This window comes from Microbacterium sp. CGR1 (genome assembly GCF_051062835.1).
Taxonomy (GTDB): Bacteria; Actinomycetota; Actinomycetes; order Actinomycetales; family Microbacteriaceae; genus Microbacterium.
Genome location: NZ_JAOTPG010000001.1, coordinates 211,167 through 228,800, shown reverse-complemented (window position 1 = coordinate 228,800; position 17,634 = coordinate 211,167). Strand labels below are relative to the sequence as shown.

The following is a 17,634-nucleotide window of genomic DNA, read 5'->3' as shown; positions in this document are numbered from 1 at the left end:
CGATTCTACGGGGTGTCGGACTCGTCGATCGCCGCTTCCAGCCGCTCGATCTTCGCATCGAGCTCGCCCACGTAGCCGGGCCGGATGTCGGCCTTGAGCACGAGGGACACCCGAGACCCGAACGGCATCACGGCTTCCGTCGCGCGCTTGACCACGCCCATGACGCTGTCCCAGTCCGGTCCCTCTATCTCGGTGAACATACTGGTCGTGCGATGCGGCAGACCGGATTCCCTGACGACGCGGACGGCGGCGGCGACTGCGTCGTGCACGGAGGCGTCCGAGCGCTCCGATCCGTCGGAGGGGGTGCCGCTCGGGGCGACGGAGAAGGCGATCAGCATGGTTTCACTCCCGGTTCGTTGAGGGTCGGTGTGCGGGCACTCGGACGACGGCGCGGATGCCGACGACCAGGGCCACGACGAGCAGGATGTTCCTCAGGCTGAGGATCGCGATGGGGAGCATCTCTGCTCGCAGCAGCGCGTCGTAGTTCAGCGGGTACACGAGGCACGTGAGCGCACAGAGAGCGAGCACGATCACGGCGGGGGCGGCGGCGCGCGCTCGGTCGAGCACGAGCCAAAGGATCACGGGCGCGATCAGCCAGGTCTGGAACTGCGGTGAGCCGACCTTGTTGAGCACGATGAGCGCGGTGACGAGCGACAGCGCGAGCGGCGGGAAGAGCCGGGGGAAGGATGCTCCCCGCATCGACTTGACCGCGCCGATGACGGTGATCACGACGACGAGCACCGCCATCAATGGGGTCAGCACCGCACCGACGGCATCCGCCCCCTGTGCCGCGATCTGGAACGTGAGGATCTCGAAGCTGTACTCGATACGGGCGGAACCGACCACCGCGAGCCACAGGAAAGGCGTGGCGGCGACCGCCTCGATCTGCAGGCCGCGTCCGGTCTGCTGGGTCAGGAAACCCAGGATCTCGGTGTCGGCTCCGAGCAGGAACAGCAGCGCGATGACGCCGGCCGTCACGGCCACTCCGGTGAGCAGGATCCGCATCCTGCTCCTGGCCGCCACGACCGCCGCGAGCAGCAGCGCTCCGGGCCAGATCTTGATCCAGGCGCCGATCGTGAGCAGAGCGGCCGCCATCGCCGGCCGACGCGTGAGCCAGAGTCCCGCGATCACCGCAATGGGCACCGTGATCGCATCGATCCGGTAGAGCGCGATCGGACCGAGGAGGAGCAGCGCGGCGGCCCAGAACCACGCGGCCGCCCGTCGCGGCTGCGAGGGCGAGCGGCCGATCAGCACGGCGAAACCGGCCGCATCGAGAACGGTGACGAGCACCGCCCATGCGATCAGGTACGCCTCGGAGACGCCCAGCACCGCGATCAGCGGCACGGACAGGATCTTCGCCAGCAGCATCGGCACGAGCGCGAGCTGCGGGTAGACCCAGGTCTCGGTGATCCCCACGATCGGGCCGCCCGAGAGAGCAGCCGACGACCAGGGCTCGTAGACCAGCACGACATCGCCCATCGGCTGGCTCGGGTACAGCCAGCCCGTGACCGCGACGAGGATGTGCACGAGCAGGAACGCGCACCAGAGCATGAGGGTGCGCATGGTCCGGGAGCGACTCACGCGAGGACGTCCGCGATCGCGCGCGGAAGCGCCTGCGCCACATCGAGCGCGACGATCGGATGCCCGTGCCCGCCGTCCGGCGCTCCGATGCCGGCAGCGATGCGTCCCGCGTGTCCGTGCAGCCAGGCGCCTGACGCCGCGACGGCTGCGATCGACGCATCGGGATTCGCGGCCAGCAGCGTGCCGAGGACACCGCCGAGGACGTCGCCGGTTCCCGCGGTCGCCAACCATCCGGTGCCCGCGTCCACCCGGATGACCGAGCCGTCGGGGTCGGCGATGAGCGTCTGCGCGCCCTTGAGAAGCACCACCGCACCCAGCCGGATCGCGGCATCCGCCGCCGCGCGCGCACGGTCCTCGTCCGGAGCCGTTCCGATCCGCGCCTGGAGCCGGGCGAACTCGCGCCCGTGCGGGGTCAGCAGCAGCGGTGCTCGCGCCCCGGAGGCCAGATCCAGCGCGCCGGCATCGACGACCACCGGAACCGCACCGTCGAGGATCTCCCGCAGCTCACGCTCGTCGTCCGCGGTACGGCTCGTCGCAGCCGTGCCCGATCCGATGACCCAAGATCCGACGCGCGCACCGGACGCCTGCGGGCTGACGACGGTCTCGGGGCGGCGCGCCATCACGGCATCCGCCGCGCGGCCGACTCCGATGTACCGCACGAAACCCGCGCCCGTGCGCCACGCGGCCTCGACTCCCAGCACCGCGGCGCCGGGATAGTCCGACGAGCCGGTGCACAGCCCGACGACCCCGCGCGAGTACTTGTCGTCCTCGGGCCCCGGCACTCGCACGAAGCGCGCGACGTCGTGACGGGACCATTCGCGCACATCGGACATGACTCCACGTTAGTGCGACGACCCACCCCGCCTCACCCGCGCAGTAGCGTCGGAGGGTGAGCATTCTCTTCTCCCCCGTGAGCATCCGATCCGTCACGTTCCGCAACCGCCTGTGGGTCTCGCCCATGTGCATGTACAGCGCCGTCGACGGCGTCGTGCAGGAGTGGCATCACACGCATCTCGCCCAGTTCGCCTCGGGCGGCGCCGGCCTGATCGTGGCAGAGGCGACCGCCGTGGTACCGGAGGGCCGCATCTCCCCTCGCGACGTCGGGCTCTGGAACGACGAGCAGCGCGACGCGTGGAGGCCGATCGTCGACGCGATCCACGCACGCGGCGCGGCCGCGGGGATCCAGCTCGCGCATGCCGGACGCAAGGCGTCGACCTGGTGGCCGTGGGCCGATGAGCGGGGATCCGTGCCCGAGGGCGAGGGCGGCTGGACCACGACCGCACCCTCGGCCATCGCCTTCGAGGGCTTCGCCTCCCCCGTCGCGCTCGACGCGAACGGCATCGAGGCCGTGGTCGAGGGCTTCGCCGCTGCGGCACGCAGGTCGCTGGATGCCGGCTTCGACGTCCTCGAGATCCACGGAGCGCACGGCTACCTCCTGCACCAGTTCCTCTCCCCTCTCTCGAACCTGCGCGAGGACGAGTACGGCGGGTCGCTCGAGAACAGGGCTCGGCTGCTCCTGCGCGTGGTGGAGGCCGTGCGAGGCGTCGCGGGCGACGATGTGCCGCTGTTCGTGCGCATCTCGGCGACCGATCACGCCGAGGGCGGCTTCACCCCCGACGAGGCCGCGACTGTCGGTGAGTGGGCGTCCGAGCGAGGGGCCGACCTGATCGACGTCTCCAGCGGAGGCCTGGTCGCGCATCAGCAGATCGACGTGTTCCCCGGTTACCAGGTGCCGCTCGCCGAGACCGTCCGCCAGGGCGGGCGCATCCCCGTGTCCGCGGTCGGCCTGATCACCGCGGCGGAACAGGCCGAGAAGGTGCTCGCCGACGGCGCGGCCGACGCGATCTTCGCCGGCCGCGAGTGGCTGCGCGACCCCCACTTCGCGCTGCGCGCAGCTCATGAGCTCGGCGCCGACGTCTCGTGGCCGCCGCAGTACGAGCGCGCCCACTGGCGCTGAGCCGTTCCGAGAACACGACGAAGCCCTCCGGTCCACCTGGGATCGGAGGGCTTCGTCATGGCGACGCGGCTCAGTGGCCGCGGATGCGACGGGTCGCGTCCTGCACCTCTCCGACGAGCTCTTCGAGGATGTCCTCGAGGAACAGCACCGCGGTGGTGCGCCCCTGGGAATCCCGCACCTTCGCCAGGTGCCTGCCCGCACGACGCATGACTGCCAGAGCATCCTCCAAGTCCGTGTCCTCCTGCACAGGCACCATGTGGTGGATGCGCTTGGACGGCAGCGGCTCGACGAGCCTCTCGGCGGCATCCGGGCCGTCCGAGGCCCGCAGGATGTCCTTGAGGTGCACGTACCCGACGGGCACGTCCTCGCCGTCGACGATCACATAGCGCGAGAACCCGTAGCGGGCGACGGCCTTCTCGATGTCATCCGGTGTGGTCGACTGCGGCAGCGTCACGAGATCACTGAGCGGCACGGCCACGTCACTGGCCTTCTTGTCGGTGAACTCCACTGCCGCCGCGACCGTGCCCGCCGTGTCGGTGAGCACGCCCTCGCGGCGCGACTGATCCACGATCGTCGCCACCTCGTCGAGGGTGAACGTCGATGCCGCCTCGTTCTTGGGCTCGACCCTGAACAGCCGCAGCACGCCGTTGGCGGCCGCGTTGAGCACCCAGATCACCGGCATGAAGATCTTCGACACCAGCACGAGCGGCGGTGCGAGGAGCAGCACGGCGCGATCCGGGATCGAGAACGCGAGGTTCTTCGGAACCATCTCGCCGAACACCACGTGCAGGAACGAGACGATCAGCAGCGCGATCGCGAACGACACGGCGTCGACGACGCCGTCGGACCATCCGATCGCGTGCAGCGGCACGGCGAGCAGGTGGTGGATCGCAGGCTCCGACACGTTCAGGATCAGCAGCGAGCAGATCGTGATGCCGAGCTGCGAGGTCGCGAGCATCAGGGTCGCGTGCTCCATCGCGTAGAGCGCGGTCTTCGCGGCGCGCGATCCTCGATCGGCCTTCGGCTCGATCTGCGAACGGCGTGCCGAGATCACTGCGAACTCCGCGCCGACGAAGAAGGCGTTCGCGACGAGCAGCACGACCAGCCAAGCCAGTCCTCCCCAGTCGTTCATCGGGAGACCACCTCTGCTGGATCGCCGGGACTCGGAACGTATCGGATGCGGTCGACGCGGCGTCCGTCCATGCGGACGACCTGCAGCGTGCCGGTGTCGAGGGCGACCTCGTCGCCGACCGACGGCACACGCTCGAGCACGCTCATGACGTACCCGGCCACGGTGTCGTACACGTCGCCTTCCGGCACCTCGACGCCCGCACGGTGGCGCAGCTCGTCCGGCCGCAGCTCGCCGGGAAAGGTGATGCCGTCGCGGCCGCGGATCACGCCGGCCCTGGTGCGGTCGTGCTCATCGGACACCTCTCCCACCAGCTCCTCGACCAGGTCTTCGAGCGTCACGAGTCCTGCGGTTCCGCCGTACTCGTCGACGACGACCGCGAGCTGGTACCCGCGGGCTCGGAGCTCCGAGATCAGAGCATCCACGTGCACGGTCTCGGGAACCCGCAGCGGATCGGTCGAGATCGCACCGACCGGCACCTCTGCCCGTCGATCGCGGGGAACCGAGATCGCCGCCTTGAGGTGCACGACACCCGTGATGTCGTCGAGATCGTCGTCGTAGACGGGGAACCGGCTGTGGCCCGTGCGGCGAGCGAGCTGGATGACGTCGTCCGCCGAGTCGCTCGCGGCGAGCGCGTGCATGCTGGGGCGGGCGGTCATCACGTCGGCGGCTGTCAGCCGCGAGAACGTCAGCGTCCGGTCGAGGAGGCTCGCGGTGTCGGCCTCGAGCAGCCCGGCGCTCGCAGAACGCCGCACGAGGGACGACAGCTCCTCAGCGCTTCGGGCGCCGGAGAGCTCTTCCTTCGGCTCGATGCCCATGCTCCGGAGCACTCCGTTGGCGCTGCCGTTGAGCACGACGACGGCCGGCTTGAAGATCGTCGTGAAGGCGACCTGGAACGGGATCACGAGCTTGGCCGTCGCGAGCGGAAGGGCGAGGGCGAAGTTCTTGGGCACCAGCTCGCCGAGGATCATCGAGAGCACGGTGGCGACCAGCATCGCGACGATCGTCGCGATCGGGCCGACGGCCGCCTCGGGGATGCTCCACGCGACGAACGTGGGACGGAGCAGGTTCGAGAGTGCCGGCTCCATCGTGTAACCGGTCAGCAGCGTCGTCAGAGTGATGCCCAGCTGCGCCGACGACAGGTGGGTCGACGTGTGCTTGAGAGCGCTGATCGTCAGAGAGAGCCGGGATTCACCCCGTGCCTGACGAGCCTCGAGATCGGCACGGTCGAGATTGACCAGAGCGAACTCGCTCGCGACGAACAATCCGGTGCCGACAGTGAGCAGGAGCCCCACGCCCAGCAGGATGTAATCCATCAACGATTCCCCTCGCGGGCGAGGGGCGGGCAGTGGGGCGATGTACTACAACTGGGAGGGTCGTCCATAGTGAGCACGATTCTACGGGATCGCCCTGCAGGCGCGGGCTGCTACCAGCTGACGGGCAGGGCCTTGCCCTCTTCGTACCCGGCGGCGGACTGCAGACCGACCAGTGCCCGGTCGTGGAACTCCGCAACCGACGACGCTCCGGCGTAGGTGAACGACGAGCGCACGCCCGACGTGATCATGTCGAGCAGGTCCTCGAGGCCGGGGCGGAGCGGGTCGAGATAGATCTTCGACGAGGAGATCCCTTCGGCGAAGAGTTCCTTGCGCGCCCGCTCGTACGCATCGAGGCGCCCGAACCGCGCCTGTACGGCCTTCGTGGATGCCATTCCCCACGATTCCTTGAAGACACGGCCCTCGGTATCGGTCTGCAGCTCGCCCGGTGCCTCGATCGTGCCGGCGAACCACGACCCGACCATGACGGATGCGGCGCCGGCGGCGAGCGCGAGGGCGACGTCGCGCGGATAGCGCACTCCCCCGTCGGCCCAGACATGAGCACCGAGTGCTCGTGCGGCCTCAGCGGTCTCGAGCACCGCGGAGAACTGTGGACGCCCGACAGCCGTCATCATGCGTGTGGTGCACATCGCACCGGGGCCGACGCCGACCTTCAGGATCGACGCTCCGGCCTCGACCAGATCCGCGACCCCGTCGGCGGTGACGATGTTCCCCGCGACGATCGGGATGCCGAGACCGAGTTCGGACACGGCGCTCAGCGCGCGGAGCATTCCCTCCTGGTGCCCGTGCGCGGTGTCGACCACGAGCACGTCGACGCCCGCCGCGGCGAGCGCCTTGGCTTTCGATGCCACGTCACCGTTGATCCCCACCGCTGCGGCGACGGCGAGACGCCCGTCTCGGTCGACCGCGGGGCGGTACAGCGTCGAGCGCAGCGCGCTTCGCGCACTGAGCGTGCCGACGAGATGCCCGTGGTGCGCGATCGTCACCATCTCGACGCCCGCGTCGGTGATGACGTCGAACGCGTGGCGCTCGGAACCGATGTCATCCGCGTCGAGCGAGGGAGTTCCGGTGTGCACGAGGTCGCCCAGCTGGGCATCCGGCAGCGCCGTCGCCAACCGGGTCGCGGGGAGCACTCCGAGGATGCGATCCACATGGTGTGGGGCCGGGCCCGACGCGACCACGATCCCGTGTCCGGCTGTCGGCGGCATCAGTCGGAGCGCGTCGGACACCGACGCCTCAGGGGGAAGCACCAGAGGCGTGTCCCAGAGCACCGGCTGCGCCTTGACGTCTCGGATGGCGGCGTCGAGATCCTGCAGAGGCATGTCCTGCGGAAGCACCCCGAGTCCGCCGCGCCGCGCGAGGACGGCCGCGAGGCGCGGACCCGTGACGGAGTTCATGTTGGAGGCCACCAGCGGAAGTGTCGCGGGGGTGCCGTCCTGCGGAGCGAGGTCGACCTGCAGACGGCTGGTGACGGCCGACCGGCGCGGCACCAGGAACACGTCGGAATAGGTCAGATCGACTGTGGGCGACTCACCGGAGAACTCCATACCCCCACGCTACTCAGATCGAGCGTCGAAGGCGCACGCCTTCGACGATTGGACAAGGAAACACGTTAGGCTTGGAGATCGAGAGTGTGCGGGCCCGGACGCATCCTGCGTCGTGGCGTGCACATATGGGATTCAGCGATGAAAGAGGGCGATCCAGCGTGTCGAACCAGGTGACCGGCGTCGGGGGCGACGGGGGGTTCGGAGCCAATTCCTGGCTCGTCGAAGAGCTCTACGAGCAGTTCAAGGTGAACCGCGATTCCGTCGACAAGGAGTGGTGGCCGATCCTCGAGAAGTACCAGTCCGATGCCGCGACCGGTACCGCAGCCCCTGCACCCGCTGCCGAGCAGCCCGCGCATCCCGTGACCGCCCCGATCCCCGTCATCGGCACACAGCCGGTCGCACGCACGACGACGAAGCCCGCCGCGGCGGCGCCGATCCCCGCGCAGGCACCGAAGCCCGCCCCCAAGGCCGAGGCACCGGAGTCCGCCGAGCCCGTCGAGGAAGACAAGGTCACGCCGCTCCGCGGCCTCCCCAAGACCCTCGCTGCGAACATGGACGAGTCGCTGACCGTCCCGACCGCGACCAGCGTGCGCACCGTGCCCGCGAAGCTGATGATCGACAACCGCATCGTCATCAACAACCACATGGCTCGCACGCGCGGAGGGAAGATCAGCTTCACCCATCTGATCGGATGGGCGCTGATCCGCACGCTCGACGAGTTCCGCAGCCAGAACGTGTTCTACGCCGAGATCGACGGCAAGCCGTCGGTGGTCGCCCCCGCGCACGTCAACCTCGGCATCGCGATCGACCTGCCCAAGCCCGACGGCACCCGCGCTCTGATGGTCCCGAGCATCAAGCGCGCAGACACCCTCTCGTTCAGCGAGTACCTCGTCGCCTACGAAGACCTGGTCACCCGCGCCCGCAACAACAAGCTGACCGCCACGGACTTCCAGGGCACCACGGTCTCGCTGACCAACCCCGGCGGCATCGGCACCGTGCACTCCGTGCCGCGCCTCATGAAGGGCCAGGGCTGCATCATCGGCGCCGGCGCCCTCGAGTACCCGGCCGAGTTCCAGGGCGCGAGCGAACGCACGCTCAACGAGCTCGCGATCGGCAAGACGATCACGCTGACCAGCACCTACGACCACCGCGTCATCCAGGGCGCGGGCTCGGGCGAGTTCCTCAAGAAGGTGCACGAGCTGCTCATCGGCCAGCGCGGCTTCTACGACGACATCTTCGCCGCGCTGCGCATCCCGTACGCTCCCATCCGCTGGAACCCGGACATCGCGGTCGATCTCGCCGAGCGCGTCGACAAGCAGTCCCGCGTGCAGGAGCTCATCAACTCGTTCCGCGTGCGCGGTCACCTGATGGCCGACATCGACCCGCTCGAGTATGTGCAGCGCTCGCACCCCGACCTCGAGATCGAGAGCCACGGCCTCACCTTCTGGGACCTCGACCGCGAGTTCGTGACCGGTGGGTTCGGTGGACGACGCATCGCGAAGCTCCGCGACATCCTCGGCGTCCTGCGCGACTCGTACTGCCGCACGCTCGGCATCGAGTACATGCACATCCAGGACCCCGAGCAGCGCCGGTGGTTCCAGGAGAAGGTCGAGGTCAAGTACCAGAAGCCCGGCCACGACGAGCAGCTGCGGGTCCTCCGCAAGCTCAACGAGGCCGAGGCGTTCGAGACCTTCCTGCAGACGAAGTTCGTCGGCCAGAAGCGCTTCTCGCTCGAGGGCGGCGAATCGCTCGTCCCCCTGCTGGACGAGATCCTCCAGGGCGCGGCCACCGCCGGCCTCGAGGGCGCGGCGATCGGCATGGCCCACCGCGGCCGTCTGAACGTCCTGACGAACATCGCCGGCAAGACCTACGGCCACGTCTTCCAGGAGTTCGAAGGCACGCAGACCCCGGGCAACCAGCGCGGGTCCGGCGACGTGAAGTACCACCTCGGCACCGAGGGCACCTTCATCGCGGATGACGGCTCCGAGCTCCCGGTCTATCTCGCTGCGAACCCGTCGCACCTCGAGACGGTCGACGGAGTCCTCGAGGGCATCGTCCGCGCCAAGCAGGACCGCAAGCCGATCGGCACGTTCGCCTGGCTTCCGATCCTCGTGCACGGAGATGCGGCCTTCGCGGGACAGGGCGTGGTCGTCGAGACGCTGCAGATGTCGCAGCTTCGCGGATACCGCACGGGTGGCACGATCCACGTCGTCGTGAACAACCAGGTCGGCTTCACGACCCTCCCTAACGACTCGCGCACCTCGGTGTACTCCACCGACGTCGCGAAGACGATCCAGGCTCCGGTGTTCCACGTGAACGGCGACGACCCCGAAGCCGTCATCCACGTCGCGCAGCTCGCCTTCGAGTACCGCGAGCGCTTCCACCGCGACGTCGTCATCGACCTCGTCTGCTACCGCCGACGCGGTCACAACGAGGGTGACGACCCCTCGATGACGCAGCCGCTGATGACCGACCTCATCCAGGCGAAGCGCTCGGTGCGCAAGCTGTACACCGAGTCGCTCGTCGGTCGTGGTGACATCACCGAAGAGGAGTACGACGAGGCCAAGGCCGACTTCCAGAACCGCCTCGAGATCGCCTTCGCCGAGACGCACGCCGCCGAGACCGGCGCGAACCCGGTCGCCAAGGAACTCCCGCCCGTCGACGAGCAGGTCGGTGCCCCCGAGGTCACCGGGGTCTCGAGCGAGGTCATTCAGCTCATCGGCGATGCGTTCGTGAACAAGCCCGAGGGCTTCACCGTGCACCCCAAGCTGCAGCAGCAGCTCGAGAAGCGTCTCGACATGAGCCGCAACGGCAACATCGACTGGGGCTTCGGCGAGCTTCTCGCGTTCGGCTCGCTCCTCGTCGAGGGCACCCCCGTGCGTCTTGCCGGCCAGGACTCGCGCCGCGGCACATTCGTGCAGCGTCACGCGACTCTGCATGACCGCGCGAACGGCCAGGAATGGCTGCCACTGTCGAACCTCTCCGATTCACAGGGCCGTTTCTTCGTCTACGACTCGCTGCTCAGCGAGTATGCTGCGCTCGGATTCGAGTACGGCTACTCGGTTGAGGCTCCTGAAGCTCTCGTGCTGTGGGAGGCGCAGTTCGGCGACTTCGTCAACGGCGCACAGTCGGTGATCGACGAGTACATCTCGGCGGCCGAGCAGAAGTGGGGACAGCAGTCCAGCGTCACGCTGCTCCTCCCGCACGGCTACGAGGGCCAGGGACCGGACCACTCGTCGTCGCGCATCGAACGCTTCCTGCAGATGTGCGCGCAGGACAACATGATCGTCTCGCGCCCGTCGACGCCCGCGTCGTACTTCCACCTGCTGCGTCGACAGGCCTATGCCCGTCCGCGCAAGCCGCTGATCGTCTTCACCCCGAAGGCGATGCTGCGTCTGCGCGGCGCGACGAGCCCGGTCGAGGCCTTCACGCAGGGCCGGTTCGAGTCCGTCCTCGATGACTCCCGCGATCTCGACCGTAACGCCGTCAGGCGCGTGCTCGTGCACTCCGGCAAGGTGCACTGGGATCTCCGCGCCGAGCTCGAGAAGAACCCGAACCCCGAGGTCGCCCTCGTCCGGCTCGAGCAGCTGTACCCGACCCCGATCGAGGGACTGAAGGCGATCACCGACTCCTACCCGAACGCAGAGCTGGTCTGGGTTCAGGAGGAGCCGGAGAACCAGGGCGCATGGCCGTTCCTCGCTCTCGCGTTCGCCGATGTTCCCGGTGACCGGACCTTCCGTCCAGTGTGCCGTCCGGCATCGGCATCCCCCGCGACCGGATCGTCGAAGGTGCACGCGGCAGAGCAGGCGAAGCTGCTCCGCGACGCCCTCACGCTGGGCTGAGCGAGACCCCACCACACGAAGAAGGAGCCTCGACGATCTCGTCGAGGCTCCTTCTTCGTGTGCGCGGAAGACGCCGGTCCGCAGACCCGTCAGTACCAGATGTCGAGAGCCGGCGCGGGGAACGAGACGAACGAGCGGTCCAGAGCCTCCACGACATCGCGGTCTGCGGCGATGCGTCCCGCGCCGTGCAGCGATGCGGCGCGGACTCCCCCGGCATACAGGATCGAGAGCGCGGAGATGTCGAGCTCAGCATCCACCCGGTCCGCGTCGTCGACCGCCTCGACGGCCGGAGCGCCCTGAGCATCCACACGCAGGCGCCAGTCGCCCGCTGTGAAGCCGAGCGGGTCGCTGATGCGGATGATCACATCGAGCGGCGCGGAGTACGTCCTCGCGGTGAGCGCGGTCGAGATGTCGAGTATCCGCAGCCAGCCGTGGTCGTGGACGGTCTGCGTCACACCGCGCGGGTCGCGCACGAGCCAGGGAAGAGCGTCGTCCAGCGGACGGAGATCCGCGGTGACCTCGTCGACCAGGTCGTGCTGCAGCGCGAACTGCCAGAGCGCAGCCGTGGCCTCAGGGGTCTCCGCCACGAGCAGCCGGACATCGAGGGTGAAGCGGAAGGATCCGCTGCCGTCCCGCAGGGTGATCGCCATCGCACCGCGCACCTCGCCCTCCCGATCGACGAAGCGGATGCCGCGCACCTTGGCGCCGTCGGTGTTGCCCGGCGCGAGCCCCGCGATACCCGTCCACCGAGACGGCCAGCCGGGGATCTGTCCGGAGCGCCCACTCCGTGCGCGCTCGTGCACTATGCCCAGCGCCTCGGCGAGGGCTTCCCGGTCGACGTACTCGACATGCCCTTCGACGGCCGGCCCTGCCCACCCGGCGCGGCGCGTGTCGACCGTGAACCTCGCCATCGGGAGCGCCGAGCCGAAGCCGTACCTGCCGTAGATCGTGGCTTCCGAGACGGTGAGACCGGCGATCGGAACTCCCGCGGCCGCCGCGGACCGCAATTCGCCCTCGAGAAGTGCCCTGGCGATCCCCCGGCGTCGATGCGTGGCAGAGACGGTGACACCGCTGATCGCCCACATCGGCAGCTCTCCGCCGCCGGGGAGCGTGACCGGAGTCACCCACGAGTCGATGGTCGCGACCGGCATCGTGTCGGCCGCGGCGGTCTCGTAGACGCCCGTGTTGCGACGGGCGTCGAAGGTCTGCTGCCCGAAGGCCAGCTCCTCCGCCGACGGCACTGCGCCGAGGAAGCCTCGCGTGGTCGCTCGCTGGAAGAGCTCAGCACGAGTCTCATCGGACGAGTCGACGACACGATACGTCAGAGATCCAGCGGCGAGACGCTCGGTGGATTCGGTGTCAGCGGGGATGTCGCGTGAGTCGATGACCGTCATACGACCACCCTACGGGCAGCCGCGGCTCGGGCGGACTGCCCTCAGTGCTGAGCGGACTGGACCTCGCGAAGTCGCGCGAAGACCTGATCGCGCAGCTCCTCCGGGGCCGTTTCCTTGCATGCACGCGCCACCACCTCGGTGAGGGTCGTCGCGACGAGCGCCTCGTCCCTGCAGGACGGGCAGTTCTCGAGATGCTCACGGATCTCGGTGTGCTCGGTGTTGCACACCTCGTTGCGGAGGTATTCCTCGAGATCCTTGCGGGCTTTGTCGCAGCCGCAATCGGTCATTTCTTGCTCCTCGGGTCGGCCGCGGAGATTCCCCGCTCCGCGGCGTACTCAGCCAGCAGCTCCCGCAGCATCCGCCTGCCTCGATGCAGGCGGCTCATCACGGTGCCGATGGGTGTCTTCATGATGTCCGCGATCTCCTGGTAGGCGAAGCCCTCGACATCAGCGAGGTACACCGCCAATCGGAAGTCCTCGGGGACGGCCTGCAACGCGTCCTTCACGACGGATGCCGGCATGTGGTCGATCGCCTCAGCCTCGGCCGATCGGCCGTGCGAGGCCGTGGTCGATTCCGCACCGCCCAGCTGCCAGTCCTCGAGCTCGTCGATCGTGCCCTGGAAGGGCTCGCGCTGCTTCTTGCGATAGATGTTGATGTAGGTGTTGGTGAGGATCCGGTAGAGCCACGCCTTCAGGTTCGTGCCCTGCGAGAAGGTCGCCCACGAGCCGTACGCCTTCACGAACGTCTCCTGCACGAGATCCGCTGCATCGGCGGGGTTCCTGGTCATGCGCATGGCCGCGGCGTAGAGCTGATCCATGAAAGGGATCGCCTGCTCCTCGAATTCGCGCCGAGGGTCGCTGACCGTTTCTGCGGTTGCCGTGTCATCCATCACCGGCCAGTCTAGGCCGCTGAGGTCCACGGACTCGCGTTCCAGCGTTGCGAGCATGCTCTCTCCTTCTCGGCGAGCGGACGCCATTCTCTCTGGCGGACACTCGCGTTTACTAAGGTGGGAACCGATGAGCGCCAACAGGTATTCCCCCTCCCCTGTCCAGGGCGTCTATGTCGCGCCGTCCACCACCGATGCGGTCCACGCCACCGTGACGATTCCGGGGTCGAAGTCCCTCACGAATCGCGAGCTCATCATCGCCTCGATCGCCGACGGCCCCGGCCGCCTGATCGCGCCTCTGCACTCCGACGACTCCCGCCGCATGGTCGACGCTCTGCGTGCTCTCGGCGTGGGGATCGAAGAGGTCGAGGGCGGCGGGGAGTTCGGACCCGACCTCGTCATCACGCCCGCCAAGCTCGTCGGCGGAACGACGGTCGACTGCGGCCAGGCAGGCACGGTGATGCGCTTCATCACCCCTCTGGCCGGGCTCGCGCAGCATGACGTGCACATCACCGCCCACGAGACGGCTCTGCACCGCCCGATGGGCGGGCTCATCAGCGCTCTGCGCGACCTCGGCGTCGACATCGACGACGAAGGCACGTGGGCGCTGCCCTTCACCATCCGCGGCCACGGGCGCATCCGCGGCGGGCGCGTCGAGATCGACGCCTCGGCCTCGAGCCAGTTCGTCTCGGGCCTGCTGCTCGCCGCCCCTCGTTTCGATGTCGGTCTGCATCTGGTGCACACGGGGTCGCATCTGCCGAGCCTCCCCCACATCGACATGACGATCGAGGCGCTCAGCCGCCGCGGCATCCGCATCGAACGGCCCGCGACCGGAGAGTGGCTCGTCGAAGCCGGCGTCCCCCGGGCGAAGGAGATCGCGATCGAACCCGATCTCTCGAACGCGGCACCGTTCCTCGCCGCGGCGCTCATCACCGGGGGCTCGGTATCGGTACCGGGATGGCCTGTGCACTCCACGCAACCGGGAGCGCTTCTTCCCGAGATCCTGCAGGCCATGGGGGCTCACGTCGGTCGTCACAGCGGCACGCTGACGGTCAAGGCGGGGTCCGAGATCCACGGACTCGACATGGATCTCTCCGCGGCGAGCGAGCTGACCCCGACACTGGTCGGACTGGCTGCGTTCGCCTCGAGCCCCACGACGATTCGCGGCATCGGCCACATCCGACTGCACGAGACCGATCGGATCGCCGCCCTCATCGGCAACATCCGCGCCCTCGGCGGCGACGCGGAAGAACTCTCGGACGGCCTCCGCATCATTCCGCGCTCGCTGCACGGCGGCGGATGGGCCGCACACCACGATCACCGGATGGCGACGACGGGGGCGCTCATCGGTCTTCGCGTGCCCGGCGTCGAGATCGACGACATCGGCACGACGTCGAAGACGCTTCCCGAGTTCACCCTTCTCTGGGAGCGGATGCTGCGGGGCGCATCCGCGTGAGCTGGCTCGACGACTCCGACGACCTCGAGGACGGCTTCGAGGAGTATGACGAGAGCAACATCCGCACCCGCCCCAATCCCAAGGCGAACCGCCCTCGCACCAAGCGACGTCCCGCACACGACGACGCCCAGATCGGACGCGTGCTGGGTGTCGATCGCGGCCGGTACTCCGTGCTGCTGGATGAGGACACCCCCGACGAGCGCATGGTCACGGCGGCACGGGCGCGAGAGCTGCGGCGCAACCCGATCGTCACCGGCGATCACGCGAAGGTGGTCGGAGACACGTCCGGCGAAGACGGGACGCTCGGGCGGATCATCGGCATCGCGGATCGCACCTCTCTGCTCAGGCGCAGCGCCGACGACACCGACCAGGTCGAGCGGGTGATCGTCGCGAACGCGGATCAGATGCTCGTCGTGGTCGCCGCCGCCGATCCGGAGCCGAGAGCACGACTCGTCGACCGCTATCTCGTGGCTGCGCTCGATGCCGGCATCCGGCCCCTCCTGGTCGTCACCAAGACAGACCTCTCCGATCCCACTGCCTTCCTGTCGCATTTCGACGGACTCGACCTGCGCGTCTTCACCAGCGCGCAGGAGGAGATGCCGGTCGATGAGATCGGCGCGGCCCTGGTCGGACACTCGACCGTGTTCGTCGGGCACTCCGGAGTGGGCAAGTCCACGCTCGTGAATGCCCTCGTTCCGAGCGCGCTGCGTGCCACCGGGCACGTCAACCAGGTCACCGGTCGAGGTCGACACACCTCGTCCTCGACGGTCTCCCTGCGTTACGAGGGACCGGAAGGCACGGGGTGGGTCATCGACACCCCCGGCGTCCGCTCCTTCGGCCTCGGGCACGTCGATCCGGCGAACATCCTCGCTGCCTTCACCGAACTCGCGGTCATCGCCCAGGACTGCCCCCGCGGCTGCACTCATCTTGCGGATGCTCCCGACTGCGCGCTCATCGAGGCGGCCGAGAGTGGAGAGCTGAGCGAGACGGGGCGTGCGCGACTCGACTCGCTGCAGCGGCTGCTGCAGACCTTCGCGGACAAGGCCGAGCAGGCCCCCGGCCGCTAGGCTGGAGGCGTGACTGTGCGCCTCGAACCCGGAACCGCTGCCCCCGACTTCGCCCTCCTCGACCAGGACGGCGAGACCGTCCGACTCGGGGACCTGCGCGGACAGAAGACTGTGCTCTACTTCTACCCGGCCGCGATGACTCCCGGCTGCACCACTCAGGCCTGCGACTTCCGAGACAGCATCTCCTCACTGCAGGGCGCGGGGTACCGGGTCATCGGTGTGTCGCGCGACGAGCCGGCGAAACTCGCCGAGTTCCGAGAGCGCGACGGACTCACGTTCACGCTGCTGAGCGACCCGGACCACGCCGTGCACGTGGCATACGGCGCGTGGGGCGAGAAGATGAACTACGGCAAGGTCGTCGAGGGCGTGCTGCGCTCGACCTTCGTCCTCGATGAAGAGGGCACGATCACTCTGGCCCAGTACAACGTCAAGGCCACCGGTCACGTCGCGCGTCTGCGCAAGCTGCTCGGCATCGACGTCTGAACCCTGGGCGACGGGACGCCCCGGTCCTCAGTCGACCGGGGGCTGGTTCTCGGCGCGCGTGCTCGCGATCAGAAGGATGAAGCAGAGCAGGGCGGGGGCGCCTACCGCAAAGGTGAAGACCCAGGCGATCGGCTCGATCGTCAGCGATGCGAGTGCCAGCGCCACCCCGAGCACCTGGAAGACGATGCCGCCTGAACGCGCCCACGAGTGACCGGCGCGAGTGCCGATCGCGAACGCCACGAGAGCGCCGGCTCCGATCAGCGTCAGCACGATCAACGCGAGCGCCGTGGGAAGGGATGCCGCGTCCCCGGCACCGAGGCCGACGAGCTCGATCAATGCGAAGACGATCAGCGCGACGCCTTCTACCGCGAGGACTGCCGCCGCTGCCAGAGCGAGGCCGGGTGAGCGCACGATGTGTCTCCTGAGAATCGAATGAGAACCGGCGAAACCCTTGATTTCGCCGGTTTCATGTAACAGAATAGACAGCGTCATGTGCTCCCACAGCGGCGTGGGGCGGGCTTCGTGCTCGCATCACAGAATGCGGGCATCCGTCCGTATCTCATACAGGGTAGCCGAACCCGATCTGCACCCGAAATCCGAGTCGTCGCGTCGCGATGATCTACGCAATCCACACCGAGGAGCCCCCATGGACTGGCGCGACAAGGCCGCCTGCTTGACTGTCGATCCCGAACTGTTCTTCCCCGTGGGGAACACCGGTCCGGCCGTCGACCAGATCGAGAAGGCGAAGACCGTCTGCGCCACCTGCACGGTGACCGAGATCTGCCTGCAGTACGCCCTCGAGTCCAGCCAGGACTCGGGCGTGTGGGGCGGCCTCTCCGAAGACGAGCGTCGCGCTCTCAAGCGCCGCGCCGCACGCGCCCGCCGCGCTTCCTGAGCATCGAGAAGCGGCCCGAGACGAATCGTCTCGGGCCGCTTCTTCGTGTCCGGCAGGCGTGGA

Annotated in this window: 16 protein-coding genes; 6 read left to right on the top strand and 10 right to left on the bottom strand. The window is 68.5% G+C overall.

Annotation, left to right across the window (positions count from 1 at the left end; genetic code table 11):
* Positions 1-5 precede the first annotated feature (5 nt).
* Genes OD997_RS01090 through OD997_RS01080 form a run of 3 tightly spaced genes read right to left on the bottom strand, consistent with a single transcriptional unit; the run spans position 6 to position 2,414 of the window.
* Positions 6-338, bottom strand: coding sequence for a thiamine-binding protein (locus OD997_RS01090; protein WP_434329983.1), 333 nt, complete (start codon positions 336-338; stop codon positions 6-8).
* Positions 339-342: 4 nt separating this feature from the next.
* Positions 343-1,581, bottom strand: a complete 1,239-nt coding sequence (locus tag OD997_RS01085; protein ID WP_434329982.1) for a hypothetical protein — start codon at positions 1,579-1,581, stop codon at positions 343-345.
* Positions 1,578-2,414, bottom strand: coding sequence for an NAD(P)H-hydrate dehydratase (locus OD997_RS01080; protein WP_434329981.1), 837 nt, complete (start codon positions 2,412-2,414; stop codon positions 1,578-1,580). The genes OD997_RS01085 and OD997_RS01080 overlap by 4 nt, the downstream gene beginning before the upstream one ends.
* Positions 2,415-2,470: 56 nt before the next feature.
* Here OD997_RS01080 and OD997_RS01075 point away from each other — a divergent pair, with 56 nt between their 5' ends.
* A complete protein-coding gene (locus OD997_RS01075) occupies positions 2,471-3,538 on the top strand; it encodes an NADH:flavin oxidoreductase/NADH oxidase (protein ID WP_434329980.1) in 1,068 nt (355 codons plus the stop codon).
* Positions 3,539-3,608: 70 nt separating this feature from the next.
* On the opposite strand, the gene OD997_RS01070 is transcribed toward OD997_RS01075, so the two are convergent.
* From OD997_RS01070 to OD997_RS01060, 3 genes are all read right to left on the bottom strand, one after another.
* A complete protein-coding gene (locus OD997_RS01070) occupies positions 3,609-4,670 on the bottom strand; it encodes a hemolysin family protein (RefSeq protein WP_434329979.1) in 1,062 nt (353 codons plus the stop codon).
* Positions 4,667-5,983 carry a hemolysin family protein gene (locus OD997_RS01065; protein ID WP_434329978.1) on the bottom strand — a complete coding sequence of 439 codons (1,317 nt, stop codon included), beginning with the start codon at positions 5,981-5,983 and terminating at the stop codon, positions 4,667-4,669. The genes OD997_RS01070 and OD997_RS01065 overlap by 4 nt, the downstream gene beginning before the upstream one ends.
* Positions 5,984-6,093: 110 nt before the next feature.
* Positions 6,094-7,548 carry a GuaB1 family IMP dehydrogenase-related protein gene (locus OD997_RS01060; protein WP_434329977.1) on the bottom strand — a complete coding sequence of 485 codons (1,455 nt, stop codon included), beginning with the start codon at positions 7,546-7,548 and terminating at the stop codon, positions 6,094-6,096.
* Positions 7,549-7,706: 158 nt separating this feature from the next.
* Here OD997_RS01060 and OD997_RS01055 point away from each other — a divergent pair, with 158 nt between their 5' ends.
* Positions 7,707-11,390 carry a multifunctional oxoglutarate decarboxylase/oxoglutarate dehydrogenase thiamine pyrophosphate-binding subunit/dihydrolipoyllysine-residue succinyltransferase subunit gene (locus OD997_RS01055; protein WP_434329976.1) on the top strand — a complete coding sequence of 1,228 codons (3,684 nt, stop codon included), beginning with the start codon at positions 7,707-7,709 and terminating at the stop codon, positions 11,388-11,390.
* An 89-nt stretch (positions 11,391-11,479) separates the two neighbouring features.
* Here the strand turns inward: OD997_RS01055 and OD997_RS01050 are convergent, their stop codons facing one another.
* From OD997_RS01050 to OD997_RS01040, 3 genes are read right to left on the bottom strand one after another with little or no spacing between them, the layout of a single operon-like run.
* A complete protein-coding gene (locus tag OD997_RS01050) occupies positions 11,480-12,784 on the bottom strand; it encodes a GNAT family N-acetyltransferase (protein ID WP_434329975.1) in 1,305 nt (434 codons plus the stop codon).
* Between the two features lie 41 nt (positions 12,785-12,825).
* A complete protein-coding gene (locus OD997_RS01045) occupies positions 12,826-13,071 on the bottom strand; it encodes a zf-HC2 domain-containing protein (protein ID WP_053095677.1) in 246 nt (81 codons plus the stop codon).
* Positions 13,068-13,730, bottom strand: a complete 663-nt coding sequence (locus OD997_RS01040; RefSeq protein ID WP_434329974.1) for a sigma-70 family RNA polymerase sigma factor — start codon at positions 13,728-13,730, stop codon at positions 13,068-13,070. The genes OD997_RS01045 and OD997_RS01040 overlap by 4 nt, the downstream gene beginning before the upstream one ends.
* A 70-nt stretch (positions 13,731-13,800) precedes the next feature.
* Here OD997_RS01040 and aroA point away from each other — a divergent pair, with 70 nt between their 5' ends.
* From aroA to bcp, 3 genes are read left to right on the top strand one after another with little or no spacing between them, the layout of a single operon-like run.
* Positions 13,801-15,126: a 3-phosphoshikimate 1-carboxyvinyltransferase gene (gene aroA / locus OD997_RS01035; RefSeq protein ID WP_434329973.1), complete on the top strand. Its 1,326-nt coding sequence runs from the start codon at positions 13,801-13,803 to the stop codon at positions 15,124-15,126.
* The gene (rsgA, locus tag OD997_RS01030; RefSeq protein WP_434329972.1) at positions 15,123-16,193 is read left to right on the top strand and encodes a ribosome small subunit-dependent GTPase A; all 1,071 of its coding nucleotides are present in this window, start codon (positions 15,123-15,125) and stop codon (positions 16,191-16,193) included. Before aroA ends, rsgA begins: the two co-directional genes overlap by 4 nt.
* 9 nt (positions 16,194-16,202) lie before the next feature.
* Positions 16,203-16,676 carry a thioredoxin-dependent thiol peroxidase gene (bcp, locus tag OD997_RS01025; RefSeq protein WP_434329971.1) on the top strand — a complete coding sequence of 158 codons (474 nt, stop codon included), beginning with the start codon at positions 16,203-16,205 and terminating at the stop codon, positions 16,674-16,676.
* Between the two features lie 27 nt (positions 16,677-16,703).
* Here bcp and OD997_RS01020 read toward each other — a convergent pair whose 3' ends face one another.
* On the bottom strand, positions 16,704-17,087 hold the full coding sequence (locus tag OD997_RS01020) for a hypothetical protein (RefSeq protein WP_434329970.1): 384 nt from the start codon (positions 17,085-17,087) through the stop codon (positions 16,704-16,706).
* A gap of 235 nt (positions 17,088-17,322) precedes the next feature.
* Here OD997_RS01020 and OD997_RS01015 point away from each other — a divergent pair, with 235 nt between their 5' ends.
* A complete protein-coding gene (locus OD997_RS01015; RefSeq protein ID WP_028503730.1) occupies positions 17,323-17,571 on the top strand; it encodes a WhiB family transcriptional regulator in 249 nt (82 codons plus the stop codon).
* The last annotated feature ends 63 nt before the right edge of the window (positions 17,572-17,634 follow it).